The following is a 12,862-nucleotide window of genomic DNA, read 5'->3' on the forward strand; positions in this document are numbered from 1 at the left end:
TGGGACGCAAGTCCCTGTGAGAGTAGGACGCTGCCAGGCTGTTTATTAAATTAAACACTTTATATTTCTTATTATCGCGGGGTGGAGCAGTCCGGTAGCTCGTCGGGCTCATAACCCGAAGGTCGCAGGTTCAAATCCTGCCCCCGCAATCCGGTCTGGTAGTTCAGTTGGTTAGAATGCCTGCCTGTCACGCAGGAGGTCGCGGGTTCGAGTCCCGTCCAGACCGCCATTTATACGTAAAAACAAGCACGAAACAATGTTTCGGCTTTTTTTATGCCTATTTTTGTTTCATACATATATAATTACACCCTTAGGAAGATTCCTAAGGTTTTTTTTGCACGTAATTAAGGTAAAATGAAGATATAGATATGGTAAGGTTAAAAGGTGATGCTATGAACCAATTTGAATGGAAGACAGCTAATGCGGAGGAAACTGGACATTTTGCCGCAAGATTGGCTGAGCTTTTGCAGCCGGGTGATGTGATTGCACTTGAGGGTGATTTGGGTGCAGGAAAAACCACCTTTACCCAGGGCTTGGCAAAAGGTTTAGATATACAAAAAACTGTTAACAGTCCAACATTTACGATTATTAAAGAATATAAAGGCAAGCTGCCATTATATCATATGGATGTCTATCGGGTAGCAGATTCCATGGAAGACCTGGGCTTTGATGAATATTTTGAAGGCGATGGGGTTTCAGTGGTTGAGTGGGCTCATTTAATTGAAGACCAGCTGCCAGGGGAACTGCTGACTATTTATTTATATCGCGAGCGGGAAGACCATAGAAGATTGGTATTGGTACCAAAAGGTGAGCGGTATGAGCAATTATGTAAGGAGATTTTGGCATGACCATTTTAGCAATTGATACGTCTAATTATGCCTTAGGAGTAGCACTTTTAGAAGAGAAAGAAGTACTTGGCGAGTACATAACAAATTTAAAAAAGAACCATTCTGTCCGGATCATGCCTGCCATTCAGACGTTAATGAAGGATTGTGAAAGGGTGCCGTCCGACTTAACAAAAATCGTCGTCGCCAAAGGCCCAGGATCTTATACAGGCGTTAGAATCGGCGTTACGATAGCAAAAACGCTAGCATGGACTTTAAACATTCCACTTGTTGGAATATCAAGCCTTGAAATTCTGGCAGCAGGGCCCGGGCGATATTTTGACGGGCTTATTTCCCCGATATTCGATGCGAGACGGGGACAGGTTTATACAGGTCTGTATCAAGTCGAGAATGGAGAGCTAAAAGTAATTGAGCCTGATCAATTAACAATGGCGGTCGACTGGGCAGGGAAGTTATCCGAATTGGACAAATCGGTTCTATTTGTCGGCAATGATCTGTCAATTCACCGTGAAAGAATAACAGAGAGACTTGGTACTCAGGCCGTTTTTTCAAGCATAACAGAAAACAATCCCCGTCCGTCCGAGCTGGCCATGCTGGGAAAAGACAAACAAGGGGAAGACGTACACACCTTTGTCCCTAATTACATTCGGTTAGCAGAAGCGGAAGCAAAGTGGTTAGAGGCGCAAGGGAAAACTTTATAAAGATAAGGATAGAGAAAGATGGAAGATTCTTATGTTTTTCGCTACATGAGGGAAGAGGATATCGATCAAGTATTAGAGGTTGAGCATGCATCATTTACAACCCCTTGGAGCAGGGAAGCATTTTATAATGAGATGCACAATAATAACTTTGCTGTTTATATCGTCCTCGAACATGAAAATAAAATTATTGGCTATTGTGGAGTTTGGGTTGTTATTGATGAAGGTCATGTGACGAATGTTGCGATTCTTCCTGAATACCGCGGCAAAAAGCTTGGGGAGATGATGATGCGAAAGCTGATATCCGTCTGCCGTGAGAGGGGTGCAAGAAGCATGACCTTAGAGGTAAGGGTAACGAATCATGTCGCTCAGTCTCTTTATCGCAAACTAGGGTTTCAAAATGGCGGAATCCGGAAAAATTATTACTCAGATAATTTGGAGGATGCGCTGGTAATGTGGGTGAATTTATGAAAAAAGATCAGTTGATATTAGGAATTGAAACAAGCTGTGATGAAACGGCGGTGGCGATTATCAAAAATGGCCGAGAGATAACGGCCAATGTGGTTGCCTCGCAAATCGAAAGTCATAAACGGTTTGGCGGGGTCGTTCCGGAAATTGCTTCACGCCATCATGTTGAACAGATCACGATCGTGATAGAAGAGGCATTAAAGCAGGCGAATCTATCATTTGCTGAAATTGATGCCGTTGCGGTAACGGAAGGGCCAGGTCTGGTAGGTGCCCTATTAATTGGCGTCAATGCCGCCAAAGCACTCGCGTTTGCTCATAATAAACCGCTTGTGCCGGTCCATCATATTGCCGGTCATATTTATGCAAACAGGCTGGTGACAGAGCTGAAATTCCCTTTGTTGGCTTTAGTGGTCTCAGGGGGCCATACGGAGCTTGTCTGCATGAAAGAGCATGGAAAATTTGAGGTAATTGGCGAAACAAGGGATGACGCAGCGGGTGAAGCCTATGATAAGGTTGCGAGAACGTTGAATCTGCCATATCCAGGCGGTCCGCATATTGACCGTTTGGCCCATGAAGGCAGTCCGACTATTGATTTGCCCCGTGCCTGGCTGGAGGAAGGCTCCTATGATTTTAGCTTTAGCGGCTTAAAATCAGCGGTCATTAATACGGTTCATAATGCCGAGCAGCGCGGTGAGACGATTGCTCCAGAGAATCTGGCCGCGAGCTTTCAGGAAAGTGTCATTGACGTATTGGTGACGAAGACCGTAAGAGCCGTTGCAGAATATGGTGTCAACCAAATATTATTGGCCGGAGGAGTAGCGGCCAATAAGGGGCTTCGAGCTGCCCTGGAAAAGGCATTTTCAGATAAGGCGGATGTTGAATTAGTCATTCCCCCATTATCCTTATGCACAGACAACGCAGCCATGATAGCTGCTGCCGGAAGTGTCATGTTTGAAAAAGGTATTAGAGGAGACTTATCATTAAACGCAATACCTGGATTGGATATTGAAACATATAACACCTGACCTTTCCTAACAAGGAAGGGTTTTTTTAAGCTAATAAGAAAGTATAAACTTTCTGTCGAAAGCTTTATACTTCCTTAACGCATAAGTGCAACTACGCCTCTGTCTTCGCCCTTAGGGGCTCGCCAATCGGCGAGTTTTCTTTATAAAAAAATCTAATTAAACGTTTGATTGATTTGGTTGATAAACTAATCAAACGTTTAATTGATATGGGCAATAAACTAATCAAACGATTGATTGAAAACGGCAATTGCTTAAAATATAGGCATTTTAAGAGTTAAACAAACATTTGATTAAATTTTGGCTAATATAAAAACAGCAATTTTGTGGATAAAATTTTTTTGAAAAAGTGGAAAATTCAAATGACTTGTGGATAATTCAGTGGGTAATGTTGATAATGTGGATAAATCGACATTTTTTTGTGGATAATGTGGAAAAGTTAATTGGATAACTGAAATAATGGCATTTACAATGTGAATAATTCTGTGGAAAATTAGGCCTTTTGGATTACAAGCACATTAAAAAACCGGACTCCAACAGTCCGGTTATCCACATTATTCTGCCAGTTCGGCCCATTCTTCCATTAATTCGTCAAGCTCAGCCTTAGCCTTTTCATTTTTTAAATTAATCTCTAAAACCTTTTCATGGTCCTGAAAAACTTCTGGCTCGCATAATTGCTGATCATAATTCTGAATCTCTTCTTCAAGCTCCGAAATGCGTTCCTCGATTTCTTCCAATTTGCGTTTTCGCTGGCGTTCCAGTTTTTTCGTTTCTTTATCCTGTTGATAACTGTTTTTTTCAGCAGGCTCTAAAGCAGAAACCTTCTTCTGGGAGGCAGTCAATGCAAGTGCCGTAAGTTCCTCCTGCTCCAGCTTTTTATCCACATAATAATCGTAGTCGCCGAGGTATTCAGTGCTGCCCTCGGGGCTCAATTCTAGTACCTTGGTTGCGATTCTGTTAATAAAATAACGGTCGTGTGAGACAAACAAAATAGTACCTGGATAATCAATTAAGGCATTCTCAAGTACTTCCTTGCTGTCCAAATCCAAATGGTTGGTAGGTTCGTCCAATATTAATAAATTTGCTTTCTCGAGCATTAGCTTAGCAAGGGCTAGGCGGGCTTTTTCGCCGCCACTTAATGACAAAACGTTTTTAAGCACATCGTCACCGGAAAATAAGAAATTCCCAAGCACTGTACGGATTTCCTTTTCCGGTTTTAGTGGATATTCATCCCATAGTTCGTTTAAGACCCGTTTATTGGAGGTTAGGTTGGCTTGTTCCTGATCGTAATACCCGATGGACAAATTGGTTCCGTATTGAATAGTTCCAGCCAAAGCGGGAAGCTTTTTAATAATTGTTTTTAAAAGTGTCGACTTCCCGATTCCGTTAGGGCCGACAAGGGCAATGCTGTCGCCTTTATACACACGAAAGGAAATATCCTCGGAAACCTTCTCTCCATCATAGCCGACAGCAAGAGAATCAACAGTCAGTACATCATTGCCGCTTTGCCGCTCAATTTCAAATGAGAAGGAAGCGGATTTTTCATCCCCTGATGGGCGGTCCATGACTTCCATCTTTTCAAGCTTCTTCCGACGGCTTTGCGCTCTCTTAGTAGTAGTGGCCCGTGCGATGTTGCGCTGGATGAAATCCTTTAACGCGGCAATTTCCTCCTGCTGCTTTTCATAAAGCTTCATGTCGCGTTCATAATTGGCAGCTTTCTGCTCAAGATAAGTGCTATAATTACCGGTGAATCGCTGAATCAGGCGGCGTGATAGTTCATACACCTCTGTAACCACTTTATCCAAAAAATAGCGGTCATGCGAAACAATTAAAATTGCGCCATCATAGCCCTGCAGATATTGCTCCAGCCAGGAAAGGGTTTCGATATCCAAATGGTTGGTTGGCTCGTCCAAAATTAAAATATCAGGTCTTGTCAGCAATAGTTTGCCTAGCGCAAGACGCGTTTTTTGTCCGCCGCTTAGACTTGAAATCATTAACGTAGTATCGGAAAAATTTAACCCATGCAATACAGAGCGGATATCGGCTTCATACTGATAGCCGCCTTGCTCTTTAAACTTTATTTGCAATTCATCATATTCCTTTAATACCCGCTCGTATTTTCCTGGGTCCCCGAAAACAGCAGGATCGGCCATTTGCTTCTCCAGCTTCCGGAGCGATTTTTCCATCGCCTGCAGGTTCTCAAAAACCGTCAGCATTTCCTCCCAAATGGACAAATTGGACTCCAAACCCGTATTTTGCGCCAAATAACCAACGGTAACATCCTTTGGTTTGATGATTTCCCCGCCGTCATGGCCCATTTCGCCGGCGATGATTTTCAATAACGTTGATTTCCCCGCTCCATTGCGTCCAACAAGGGCAACACGGTCACGGGTTTGTAATTCCAGTTTTATATTCGATAAAATAAGTTCAGCACCATAATATTTTTGTAGTTGGTTAACCTGTAATAAAATCATTTTTTTCACCTCTATTACCTTACGACTAGTTTACCGTATTACCCGAATGTCGGCAATGAAGTGAAGTTTTTAATGGTATTATAAAAAAATATACTGATAGTTCAAAGTTTCACACACATGGACATAAAAATATTGTATTATTTTTTGTAGGAGGATTTTTTTTATGGCTGAATTTACTCATTTTAATGAAGAAGGCCGGGCCAAGATGGTCGATGTCAGCGATAAGCCGGAAACGGCACGTACGGCAATTGCCCAGTCTAGCATAACAGTAAGCACTGAAATTTATGAAAAAATCACAAACCACGAAATGAAAAAGGGCGATGTCTTAGCAGTTGCCCAGATTGCTGCAGTGATGGCAGCGAAAAAGACATGGGATATCATTCCAATGTGCCACCCGATTCCATTAACAGGTATCAATATTAGTTTTTCGTGGGAGCAGGCCGGGCAGGAACAGTATACACTGCATATAACTGCATCAGTTAAAACCAAAGGCAGTACGGGGGTTGAGATGGAAGCGCTAACAGCCGCCTCTGTTTGTGCCCTGACCGTCTATGATATGTGTAAGGCAGTTGATAAAGGGATGGTGATTGGACCAACCTTTCTGGTGGAAAAAACCGGCGGCAAAAACGGTGATTTTAGAAGAGAAATCTAATATATCCATTAAAATTGAAGGGTGGGAGAAATATGTCCAATGAAACGATGAAAATACCACAGGCAACAGCAAAGCGTCTGCCCTTATATTATCGATTTTTACAAAACCTTCATTCTTCTGGCAAGCAGAGGGTGTCATCTGCAGAATTGAGTGAAGCAGTAAAGGTGGACTCGGCCACTATTCGCAGGGATTTCTCTTATTTCGGGGCCCTTGGGAAAAAGGGGTACGGCTATAACGTAACCTATTTGTTATCGTTTTTCCGAAAAACTCTTGATCAAGATGAATTAACAAAGGTAGCGTTAATCGGGGTGGGTAACCTCGGCACAGCCTTTTTACACTACAATTTTTTAAAAAATAATAATACAAAAATCGCTTGCGCCTTCGATGTGGACCCCGGAAAAATTGGCGGTTCGATAGGCGATGTTCCCGTTTATTCGATGGACGATATAGAACAGTATTTGATCGATGAAAATATTTCGGTGGCGATTTTGACGGTGCCTGCTCCGGTTGCTCAGCAAATCACAGATAAACTTGTGAAAACGAACGTAAAAGGGGTTTTAAATTTTACTCCAGCAAGACTGAATGTACCTTCATCGATTCGCGTGCATCATATTGACCTGGCGGTGGAGCTGCAATCACTTGTTTACTTTTTAAAGCATTATCCAAACGACGAAGTAGAAGAATAAATAATCAATGGGCTTCTCGCCAAAATGGTGAGAGGCCCATTTTTCGTTTTGAAACATTTTTCCTAAACAGATCACTATACAAAGGGAGTTGAAGCGGGTAAAATGATTACACAAGTAATTATTGTAATCCAATAGGAAAGGTTGGGATTAAAATGACAGAAACAGTTCGTTCAATCCCACGTCCGCTCGTGAAAATAAACCAGTGGACAATTGTTTTAAGTGTTGTGTTAACATGGTTATCCGGACAGGAATGGTTTTTGTTAGTGCCATTTGTTGCCGGTATGTCTGGTCTTTTATTCGGATTTAATCCGATTATGCAAATAGCAAAACTATTTTTAAGAAAGGACCCAAAGGCTTATATCCCTGAGGATTGGGAGCAGCAGCAATTTAATCAAAAAATTGCCGTATCGTGTTTGGGAATTGGATTTGTAGGATTCCTGCTGGGATGGAATGGTGTTGGCTATGTGGTCACGATTCTTGTCGCGGTGGCTGCCTTTGTGGCCATTCTAGGTTTTTGCATCGGATGCTTTATTCATTTTCAGTGGAACCAATACCGTTATAGAAGGGCGCACCAATAATGAAGAGGTCTGAATTATTCAGCCTCTTTTTTGTTTTTCTGCTTATATTTGACGCTTCCATATCCTTACATTTAAAATTAAATTGAAAATTATGAATTATCATTCATGAGGAGAGTGGCGTTTTTATGAAGCTTGTTTCCCAAGAGACAGAAGCAGGAGGAAAAAATTCTTACAGCTTTGATGAATTTCTCGAAAAACGTGACAACCTTGATTGGTACCGTGATGAACCTTTTTTACAAAAAGCGGTCAAGAAATTTACGGGTTCTCAGCACAGCCAAATCCACGAAAAACTATTATCCTTTTCACGAATAGTATCTGCAAAATGGAACCGGTTAGCCGAAAGAATTGCCAGACCGGAAGTCCGCCCCTATATGCTTCACTTTGATGCTTTTAATCATCGGATTGACCGGATTGTTCGTCCTCAAGAAGTTCATCAATTAGAGAATGAAATTTTCCAAGAAGGTCTTTTTTCCAGTAACATGACACCTTGGGAAAGCTTTGTGAAAAGAATGCTGATCCATCAGCTGGGTGAGGCAGGAGTGACCTGTCCGCTGACATGTACACATGGTTTAGTGGCTTTGCTTGACCAATTTCCGGATGAAGAATATCCAGAACTTCAAGATATATTACATCATACAAAAGAAGGGCTAAACGGCGAATTTGCCATTGGCGCTCAATTTATGACAGAAATCCAGGGTGGTTCTGATTTGCCGGCTAATGTTTTGGAGGCGGTTCCGGAAGGAAAATATTATCGTTTGTATGGGAATAAGTTTTTCTGTTCTGCGGCTCATGCCGATTATTCTGTGGTGACGGCAAAAATATCGGGAACTGACAAAGTTTCGACATTTATCGTACCATCCTGGCTTCCGGGGGATAAGGAGAAGGAGAAACGCAACGGGTACGAGATTAATCGGATCAAATGGAAGCTGGGAACAGCCGAGCTGCCAACTGGGGAGATTCAATATAAGGGGGCGCGTGCCTATCCAATCGGTCCAAAGGATAAGGGGATTGCAGTTGCAGTCGGAATTGTATTGACCTTGTCGAGACTGGAAATTGGGATTGCCTGTGCCGGGTTTATGCTGAGGGCCTCTCGGGAGGCAAACTTGTACAGTGATTTCCGAAGTGTTTTTGGAAAGAAGGTAAAAGACTATCCACTCGCAGCAAGCAAGTTGAAACGAATCCAGCATGCCGCTGAGCGAACGATGGCGGGGGCATTCAAAATCTATAATCTTTTCTTGCAACTGGATAAGCCGCTGAATCCAGGAATTAAATCGGACCATCCAATTGAAGTTAGGAAAAAGTTATTTAATCTGCGTGAACTTGTCTTGCTGCAGAAAATCTGTGCAACGAATGAGGGAGCGGAAATTTTACGGGAGGCTATCTCCGTGTTTGCCGGCCATGGAGTGATGGAGGAATTTTCGTCGCTGCCGCGTATCTTCCGCGATGTGGTCGTAAACGAACAATGGGAGGGTCCGCGTAATCTGCTGTTAACGCAAATTTACCGCGATTTAGGCAGGGTTTCTGATTGGTATTCACCTGCCGAGTTTGTGGCCAGCGTTCTTGAGGGAGCCGCTGCGGAGACAATTAAAAAGTTTTCTGATCAGATTGAAGACCTGCTGGGGCGGCCTGTTTTAGGCGAAGTAAGCGAGGCCTCGATGGAAGCCGCTGCCGAATGGGATTTATTCTGTGATTCATTCTTTAAAATTTATCAGCAGACTGCGCTAAAGGAAATCGAAGATTAATAAGAATGAGGCTGTTTAATGTGACAGCCTCATTTTTTCATTTGCCCCTTATACTTAAAATGAAAAACAATCATCTTTAAGGCTGATCCAAAATCAAAGGTTGCGAGGATGACCAAAAGGTAGCTGAAGAAGCCCCAGCCATTGTTTTGGACATCATCGATAGCAAAATAGGTGAACAGGACACCAAGTATTAAATAAATCAAACCGGAAAACAAAGGTGAACGTCTCATAGAAATCCTCCGATAAAGTTTTGAACTGCCTCTGCCTCACGCATCAGCCGCTCAATGTCATCCTTATAGACCGACTGAACAAGGACGACCATCGTGTTCATGGATACATGGGCGAAAATCGGCACCAGGATGCGTTTGGTTTTTACATAAAGAAAAGCAAAGGTAAAGCCCATCGCCGAGTATATCAGCAGATGCTCAGGCTCCATATGGACAAGCGCAAAGACCACCGAGCTGATTAGGGCAGAAATAAAGAAATTAAACCGTTTATAAAAAGCCCCAAAGATAATTTTTCGAAACACAATTTCTTCTAAAATAGGGCCGATAATACTCGTTACAAGAATGGCCAAGGGAAAGGCATTAATGATCGTGAGGATTTCCTGTGTATTTTTAGAGCCCAATTCAATCCCAATAAGGCGCTCAATGATGGCAGCCGTATATTGGGCAAATAGGGCAAGGAAAACCCCAAAAATCGCCCACTTTATCGAATGACCGATTGAAGTGTTTCTTTCACTATGGCCCCCAGGCTTCATTTCTTTTCTTAGGATAACAAGAATGATGAGGAAGGCAAGGGTGAAACTTGTGATCAGCCAAACCGGTACCACAAATTCCTGCCTCCATCCAAAAAGGCGAAATCCAAACATAAATGCAGGAATCCCGGCAAAGCTGGAAAGCTGCATGGCAATATAAACAATAAGGACAATCCAGTATTCCTTTTTCAAATCAAAACTCCTTTTCCATCTATTTTTTCCAATCGAAATGTAATCAATCACTATTCTTCATTCTACCTTTAATGACAAATTAGTTTCAATTTTGAATGCCTGCTTTGAAAAAATTGAATAGAAATATGGATTTTATCCATACTTTATAAGGTGGAAAAAAAGGGTAACTTTTTTTAATAAATTTTATGCATCAGACTTGCAAAAGATTTTTAGATTGATTATTATAATAATTGTGTTAGCACTCATCATAGTCGAGTGCTAATAAATGACCGAATAACACATATTTGAGGAGGTTGTTTGAATGTTAAGACCATTAGGTGATCGCATCATCATCGAACTCGTTGAATCAGAAGAAAAAACTGCAAGCGGTATCGTATTACCGGATACAGCAAAGGAAAAGCCTCAGGAAGGAAAAGTTGTTGCTGTAGGTACTGGCCGTGTGCTTGACAATGGCGAGCGCGTAGCTGTTGAAGTTTCTGAAGGCGACCGCATCATCTTCTCAAAATACGCTGGTACTGAAGTGAAATACCAAGGTACTGAATACTTAATTTTACGTGAAAGCGACATCCTTGCTGTAGTTGGAGAATAAGAAAAATAACTAGCTTTAATTATAAGAGGAGGTTTTTTAACAATGGCTAAAGAGATTAAGTTTAGTGAAGACGCTCGCCGCGCAATGCTTCGCGGTGTTGATACACTTGCAGATGCAGTTAAAGTTACTCTTGGACCTAAAGGACGCAACGTGGTTCTTGAGAAAAAATTCGGTTCACCATTAATTACAAATGACGGTGTAACGATTGCAAAAGAAATCGAATTAGAAGATGCTTTTGAAAACATGGGTGCAAAGCTTGTTGCTGAAGTAGCAAGCAAAACAAACGATGTTGCCGGTGACGGTACAACAACTGCAACAGTTCTTGCTCAAGCGATGATTCGCGAAGGCTTAAAGAACGTAACTGCAGGCGCTAACCCAATGGGCATCCGTAAAGGTATCGAAAAAGCAGTTACTGCTGCTGTAGCAGAGCTTAAAGCTATTTCTAAACCAATTGAAGGCAAAGAGTCGATCGCTCAAGTTGCCGCTATTTCTTCTGATGACAAAGAAGTTGGCCAATTAATCGCTGAAGCAATGGAGCGCGTTGGCAACGACGGCGTTATTACAATCGAAGAATCTAAAGGCTTCACTACTGAATTGGATGTAGTTGAAGGTATGCAATTTGACCGTGGTTATGCTTCTCCATACATGGTTACAAATACTGACAAAATGGAAGCTATCTTAGACAATCCATTTGTATTAATCACTGATAAGAAGATCACAAGCATTCAGGAAATCCTGCCTGTTCTTGAGCAAGTGGTACAGCAAGGCAAGCCATTATTGCTAATTGCTGAAGATGTTGAAGGTGAAGCACTTGCAACTTTAGTACTGAACAAGCTTCGCGGTACTTTCAATGCTGTTGCTGTTAAAGCTCCTGGCTTTGGTGACCGCCGTAAGGCAATGCTTGAAGATATCGCTGCTCTAACTGGTGCTGAAGTGATCACTGAAGAGCTTGGCCGTGACCTTAAGTCCGCAACAATTCAATCTTTAGGACGCGCTGCTAAAATCGTTGTCACAAAAGAAAACACAACAATTGTTGAAGGTGCAGGAAGCACTGAAGCAATCCAAGGACGTGTGAACCAAATCCGCGTTCAATTAGAAGAAACTACTTCTGAATTCGACAAGGAAAAATTACAAGAGCGTCTTGCTAAATTGGCTGGCGGTGTAGCAGTTATCAAAGTTGGTGCTGCAACTGAAACAGAATTAAAAGAGCGTAAGCTTCGTATCGAAGACGCATTAAACGCAACTCGTGCTGCAGTTGAAGAAGGTATCGTATCCGGTGGTGGTGTTGCCCTTCTTAACGTATACAGCAAAGTGGCTGAGCTTCAAGCTGAAGGCGACGAGCAAACAGGTATCAACATCGTTTTACGTGCGATGGAAGAGCCAGTCCGCACAATCGCTACCAACGCTGGTCTTGAAGGATCTGTTATCGTTGAGCGCTTAAAGCATGAAGCAGTAGGTACAGGCTTCAACGCTGCCAGCGGCCAATGGGTAAACATGATCGAAGCTGGTATCGTTGACCCAACTAAAGTTACACGTTCTGCACTTCAAAACGCAGCATCTGTTGCAGCTATGTTCTTAACAACTGAAGCAGTTGTTGCTGACAAGCCAGAACCAGCTGGTGGCGGCATGGGTATGCCTGACATGGGCGGTATGGGTGGAATGGGCGGCATGATGTAATCATCGCCCAAACCCCTTGATATGTAAGGGTTTTTGAGTAATTTGCTAACTAAATGCTAACATAATGTAAATTAAAAAGAGGCTTCTCATAAGTTCACTGAACTTTTGGGAGGCTTCTTTTTTCATTTCTTCGGTTACGTGAAGGTATACATTTTTCGTAATCTGATAATCGGGTATGACCAAGCCTGTCCATGATTTGTTCGAGTGAGACACCAGCCTCAGCAAGAAGAGACGTATGTGTATGCCTTAACGAATGCGGTGTTAACTCAGCATTTAGGCTAGCAATTCTAAGTAGTCTTGCCATTCTGTTTTGAAAAGTTTTAATGACAATGGGATAACCATATTGCCGTTCCATTTTTGCAAAGATAAAGTCTTTACTAATTAGAAAGTAAGCTTAACCTAATTCCTGGCGTTATCGAGAATGGGTTATTTCTCGGAATGACTGAATAAATACATTACCTTGGATAGGGATAAGATAACTC

14 protein-coding genes, 2 tRNA genes and 1 rRNA gene (1 of these 17 cut by a window edge) are annotated in these 12,862 nt (G+C 42.3%); 13 read left to right on the top strand and 4 right to left on the bottom strand.

Translation table 11 applies throughout. From position 1 onward, the window contains the following. From rrf to tsaD, 7 genes are all read left to right on the top strand, one after another. Positions 1-39 (top strand): 5S ribosomal RNA (gene rrf, locus V5M37_RS01360); it begins 78 nt to the left of the window's first position. A 36-nt stretch (positions 40-75) separates the two neighbouring features. Next, positions 76-149, top strand: a tRNA-Met gene (locus tag V5M37_RS01365). 3 nt (positions 150-152) lie between these two features. Beyond that, positions 153-229 (top strand) — tRNA-Asp (locus tag V5M37_RS01370). 163 nt (positions 230-392) lie between these two features. Continuing rightward, positions 393-848: a tRNA (adenosine(37)-N6)-threonylcarbamoyltransferase complex ATPase subunit type 1 TsaE gene (tsaE, locus tag V5M37_RS01375; RefSeq protein ID WP_423802556.1), complete on the top strand. Its 456-nt coding sequence runs from the start codon at positions 393-395 to the stop codon at positions 846-848. Then, positions 845-1,546, top strand: a complete 702-nt coding sequence (gene tsaB, locus V5M37_RS01380; RefSeq protein ID WP_423800410.1) for a tRNA (adenosine(37)-N6)-threonylcarbamoyltransferase complex dimerization subunit type 1 TsaB — start codon at positions 845-847, stop codon at positions 1,544-1,546. Before tsaE ends, tsaB begins: the two co-directional genes overlap by 4 nt. A gap of 18 nt (positions 1,547-1,564) precedes the next feature. Further along, complete coding sequence (rimI, locus tag V5M37_RS01385; protein ID WP_213148376.1) at positions 1,565-2,014, top strand: ribosomal protein S18-alanine N-acetyltransferase; 450 nt, start codon at positions 1,565-1,567, stop codon at positions 2,012-2,014. Continuing rightward, positions 2,011-3,036: a tRNA (adenosine(37)-N6)-threonylcarbamoyltransferase complex transferase subunit TsaD gene (tsaD, locus tag V5M37_RS01390; protein WP_423800411.1), complete on the top strand. Its 1,026-nt coding sequence runs from the start codon at positions 2,011-2,013 to the stop codon at positions 3,034-3,036. The genes rimI and tsaD overlap by 4 nt, the downstream gene beginning before the upstream one ends. Before the next feature lie 551 nt (positions 3,037-3,587). On the opposite strand, the gene V5M37_RS01395 is transcribed toward tsaD, so the two are convergent. Continuing rightward, positions 3,588-5,507 carry an ABC-F family ATP-binding cassette domain-containing protein gene (locus V5M37_RS01395; protein WP_423800412.1) on the bottom strand — a complete coding sequence of 640 codons (1,920 nt, stop codon included), beginning with the start codon at positions 5,505-5,507 and terminating at the stop codon, positions 3,588-3,590. Between the two features lie 163 nt (positions 5,508-5,670). Between V5M37_RS01395 and moaC the strand changes: the two genes are divergently transcribed. The 4 genes from moaC to V5M37_RS01415 all read left to right on the top strand — a co-directional run bounded on the left by moaC (position 5,671) and on the right by V5M37_RS01415 (position 9,165). Next, on the top strand, positions 5,671-6,159 hold the full coding sequence (gene moaC / locus V5M37_RS01400) for a cyclic pyranopterin monophosphate synthase MoaC (RefSeq protein WP_423800413.1): 489 nt from the start codon (positions 5,671-5,673) through the stop codon (positions 6,157-6,159). Positions 6,160-6,191: 32 nt separating this feature from the next. After that, positions 6,192-6,845, top strand: coding sequence for a redox-sensing transcriptional repressor Rex (locus V5M37_RS01405; RefSeq protein WP_423800414.1), 654 nt, complete (start codon positions 6,192-6,194; stop codon positions 6,843-6,845). Positions 6,846-6,997: 152 nt separating this feature from the next. Then, positions 6,998-7,423 carry a DUF4395 domain-containing protein gene (locus V5M37_RS01410; protein WP_423800415.1) on the top strand — a complete coding sequence of 142 codons (426 nt, stop codon included), beginning with the start codon at positions 6,998-7,000 and terminating at the stop codon, positions 7,421-7,423. A 125-nt stretch (positions 7,424-7,548) separates the two neighbouring features. Then, positions 7,549-9,165 carry an acyl-CoA dehydrogenase family protein gene (locus V5M37_RS01415; RefSeq protein WP_423800416.1) on the top strand — a complete coding sequence of 539 codons (1,617 nt, stop codon included), beginning with the start codon at positions 7,549-7,551 and terminating at the stop codon, positions 9,163-9,165. Between the two features lie 29 nt (positions 9,166-9,194). Here the strand turns inward: V5M37_RS01415 and V5M37_RS01420 are convergent, their stop codons facing one another. Both V5M37_RS01420 and V5M37_RS01425 read right to left on the bottom strand, forming a co-directional pair. After that, the gene (locus tag V5M37_RS01420) at positions 9,195-9,395 is read right to left on the bottom strand and encodes a YdiK family protein (RefSeq protein WP_423800417.1); all 201 of its coding nucleotides are present in this window, start codon (positions 9,393-9,395) and stop codon (positions 9,195-9,197) included. Continuing rightward, a complete protein-coding gene (locus V5M37_RS01425; RefSeq protein WP_423800418.1) occupies positions 9,392-10,114 on the bottom strand; it encodes a lysostaphin resistance A-like protein in 723 nt (240 codons plus the stop codon). The genes V5M37_RS01420 and V5M37_RS01425 overlap by 4 nt, the downstream gene beginning before the upstream one ends. Positions 10,115-10,415: 301 nt before the next feature. On the opposite strand from V5M37_RS01425, the gene groES reads away from it, so the two are divergent. Beyond that, positions 10,416-10,703 carry a co-chaperone GroES gene (groES, locus tag V5M37_RS01430; RefSeq protein WP_213148367.1) on the top strand — a complete coding sequence of 96 codons (288 nt, stop codon included), beginning with the start codon at positions 10,416-10,418 and terminating at the stop codon, positions 10,701-10,703. Positions 10,704-10,745: 42 nt separating this feature from the next. Next, positions 10,746-12,380, top strand: a complete 1,635-nt coding sequence (gene groL, locus V5M37_RS01435) for a chaperonin GroEL (protein WP_423800419.1) — start codon at positions 10,746-10,748, stop codon at positions 12,378-12,380. A gap of 94 nt (positions 12,381-12,474) precedes the next feature. Here groL and V5M37_RS01440 read toward each other — a convergent pair whose 3' ends face one another. Continuing rightward, entirely contained in the window at positions 12,475-12,735 is a 261-nt protein-coding gene (locus V5M37_RS01440; RefSeq protein ID WP_423800420.1) for a tyrosine-type recombinase/integrase, read from the bottom strand. Positions 12,736-12,862: the final 127 nt, after the last annotated feature.

Source organism: Neobacillus sp. SAB-20_R2A (assembly GCF_049568635.1).
GTDB classification, from domain to species: Bacteria; Bacillota; Bacilli; order Bacillales; family Cytobacillaceae; genus Neobacillus; species Neobacillus citreus.

Coding starts and splice junctions, on each gene's coding strand:
- V5M37_RS01440 (WP_423800420.1), bottom strand. CDS start 12,735: ATGGAACGGCAATATGGTTATCCCATTGTCATTAAAACTTTTCAAAAC.
- moaC (WP_423800413.1), top strand. CDS start 5,671: ATGGCTGAATTTACTCATTTTAATGAAGAAGGCCGGGCCAAGATGGTC.
- V5M37_RS01420 (WP_423800417.1), bottom strand. CDS start 9,395: ATGAGACGTTCACCTTTGTTTTCCGGTTTGATTTATTTAATACTTGGT.
- V5M37_RS01405 (WP_423800414.1), top strand. CDS start 6,192: ATGTCCAATGAAACGATGAAAATACCACAGGCAACAGCAAAGCGTCTG.
- rimI (WP_213148376.1), top strand. CDS start 1,565: ATGGAAGATTCTTATGTTTTTCGCTACATGAGGGAAGAGGATATCGAT.
- V5M37_RS01395 (WP_423800412.1), bottom strand. CDS start 5,507: ATGATTTTATTACAGGTTAACCAACTACAAAAATATTATGGTGCTGAA.
- tsaD (WP_423800411.1), top strand. CDS start 2,011: ATGAAAAAAGATCAGTTGATATTAGGAATTGAAACAAGCTGTGATGAA.
- groES (WP_213148367.1), top strand. CDS start 10,416: ATGTTAAGACCATTAGGTGATCGCATCATCATCGAACTCGTTGAATCA.
- tsaE (WP_423802556.1), top strand. CDS start 393: ATGAACCAATTTGAATGGAAGACAGCTAATGCGGAGGAAACTGGACAT.
- V5M37_RS01415 (WP_423800416.1), top strand. CDS start 7,549: ATGAAGCTTGTTTCCCAAGAGACAGAAGCAGGAGGAAAAAATTCTTAC.
- groL (WP_423800419.1), top strand. CDS start 10,746: ATGGCTAAAGAGATTAAGTTTAGTGAAGACGCTCGCCGCGCAATGCTT.
- tsaB (WP_423800410.1), top strand. CDS start 845: ATGACCATTTTAGCAATTGATACGTCTAATTATGCCTTAGGAGTAGCA.
- V5M37_RS01410 (WP_423800415.1), top strand. CDS start 6,998: ATGACAGAAACAGTTCGTTCAATCCCACGTCCGCTCGTGAAAATAAAC.